General features: G+C 71.6%; 1 protein-coding gene and 1 pseudogene. Both read left to right on the top strand.

Annotated elements, in window-relative coordinates:
- Positions 1–165: 165 nt before the first annotated feature.
- On the top strand, positions 166–2,019 hold the full coding sequence (locus GA0115259_RS21980; protein WP_093599930.1) for an LpqB family beta-propeller domain-containing protein: 1,854 nt from the start codon (positions 166–168) through the stop codon (positions 2,017–2,019).
- 170 nt (positions 2,020–2,189) lie between these two features.
- Positions 2,190–2,482, top strand: a pseudogene (locus tag GA0115259_RS21975) (ComF family protein); the annotation flags it as partial.

The following is a 2,482-nucleotide window of genomic DNA, read 5'->3' as shown; positions in this document are numbered from 1 at the left end:
TGCCCGCCGTGGCGGTGGACCCGGCGGCGATGCCGGGCAGCGGCGCGCGCGTGGTGGCGCGCCCCGCCGAGGAGCCCCTCTCCGGCGACGGTCCCGGCGCTGGGCCCAGCCCTGGTGGGTCCGGCGATTCCACCCAGCAGGTTACGGAGCGGGAGGACACGATTCGTGGGCGCTGACCGCCGTCGGTACGGTCTGGGACGGCTGATGCGCGCGCCGGCCCTGCTGGCGACCGTCGCCGCGCTGCTGGCCGGATGCGCGTCGATCCCGGACAGCGGTGACGTGGAGCCGGTGAAGGCCTCGCCGCCCGGCGAGTCACAGGTGCGCGTGTACGCCGTGCCGCCTCGGGAGAAGGCCGGGCCCGACGAGATCGTCGACGGCTTCCTGGAGGCCATGACCAGTGACGATCCCGACTTCGCGATGGCCAGGAAGTATTTGACGAAAGAGGCGTCCAGGGACTGGAAGCCGGGCGAGAGCACGACCGTACTGCGCGCCGCGCCCGATCCCGCCCCGGTCAAGGAGCCGCCCGCCGGCGCCGGTGACACCGGTCGCACCTATCCGCTGTACGGGGACCGGATCGCCGATGTGGACTCCGCGCACGCCTATCAGCCGGTCGGGCCGACGCCGTACAACGGAACGATCCATCTCGTGCAGGAGAAGACCGGTGCGGACACCAAGGAGTGGCGCATCGACAGCCTGCCGCCGGGACTGGTGCTCGGTGAGTCGGACTTCCAGCGCAACTACCGCTCCATGAACAAGTATTACTTTGCCTCGGGAGAGAACTGGCTGGTCGCGGACCCGGTCTACATCCGGCAGCGAATAGACCCCACGACACGGATGGATCCGGTCACCCAGGCGGTGAAGGTCCTGCTTGACGGACCGACGCACTGGCTGAAGCCGGTGGTCGATTCGCCCTTCCCGGCCGGTACGGCCCTTCAGAAGGGCACCAGATCGCTGGAGTTCGACGACCGGAACGCACTGAAGGTGCCGCTGAACGAGAAGGCGTCCAAGGCGGGACGCAGCCAGTGCCGCAAGATGGCGGCGCAGTTGCTCTTCACGCTGCGGGACCTGACCTCCACGCCGGTCAGTCAGGTCGAGTTGCTGGCGGACGGATCCTCGCTCTGTGTGCTCAGCGGCGACCAGGCCGAGGAGTTCGCGCCCGACCGCACCACAGGGCGTCCCGACAACCCGTACTTCGTGGACAGCGCCGGGCGGTTGTCGACGCTCCACATCGGCGCCGACGAGAGCGTTGACCCGGTGCGTGTCGTCGGGCCGTTCGGCAAGGACGGGCCGAAGCTCGGCTCGGTCGCGGTCGCGCGTGACGAGAAGCACGCGGCGGGCGTCTCGGAGGACGCCAAGTCGCTCCATGTGGCCTCCATACTCTCGGACGGCGAGTTGGGCGATCCGCTCGTGGAGAGCAAGGGCGCACGCCCGCAGGACCGGCTGTCCGCGCCGAGTTGGGACGGACATGGAGATCTCTGGATCGCCGACCGGGATCCCGGGCAGCCGCGTCTGCTGCGGTTCGCGGAGGGCACGGGCGCGCCGCGGCCGGTCACCATCGACGGGCTGGGCGGCGCCCGTATCGAGGCGCTGCGCGTGTCGGCGGACGGTGTGCGGATCGCGATGCTGCTGTCCGAGGACGGGCGGACCACCTTGCGGATCGGGCGGGTGGAGCGAGATGGCTCCGGGCCCGAGTCCGAGGTGTCCGTGAGAGGACTCCAGCCCGTGGCGCCGCAGATGGAGTCGGTGACGGCGGTGTCCTGGGCAGGGCCCAGCCGGCTGGTGGTGGTCGGCAAGGAGTCCGGCGGTGTGGAGCAGGTGCGCTATATCCAGACCGACGGATCGACCTCGGCGGCCGGCGTGCTGCCGGGGCTGTCCCCGGTGACGGCGATCGCGGCGGCCGACGACGACCGGCAGCCGCTGGTGGCCGACACCCAGGAGGCCGGGATCGTGGGGCTGCCCATGGGAGCGAACTGGCAGACGATGGTCGAGAGCGGCTCGTCACCGGTCTATCCCGGCTGACCGTGCCCATGAGGCCCGCCGGGAGCGGGCCGTTGCATACCTCCACGTCGGCGCGTGTGTACGGGCAGTGGCCGCCTCGGCCGGAGCGGATCGCCGCGGCCTCGGGCTTTACCGAAACCAGTTATCCACAAGGGTGGCCGGGCGCCTCCGTCATTGGCACAGTGGGTCCCATGCGGGGGTGGTGGCGCGAGATCACCGGCCTGGTGCTGCCGGTCGCCTGTGGCGGGTGCGGCAGCCCCAGGACGCCGTTGTGCGAGGAGTGCGGACGGGCGCTGTACGGGACGTGGCCGTGCCGGGTGCGGCCGGTTCCCGAGCCGGTGGGACTGCCGGTGGTGCACGCGGCGGCGCCGTACGAGGACGCCGTACGGGCCGTTGTGCTGGCGCACAAGGAGCGGGGCGCGCTCGGGCTGGCCGCACCGCTGGGCCGCGCGTTGGCCGGAGCCGTGCGGGCCGCCGCGCCGTC

It is taken from the genome of Streptomyces sp. MnatMP-M17, assembly GCF_900091995.1.
In the GTDB taxonomy this organism is placed as follows: Bacteria; Actinomycetota; Actinomycetes; order Streptomycetales; family Streptomycetaceae; genus Streptomyces.
Note: the sequence above shows the minus strand (reverse complement) of the source record. Positions and strands in the feature narration are given on the sequence as shown.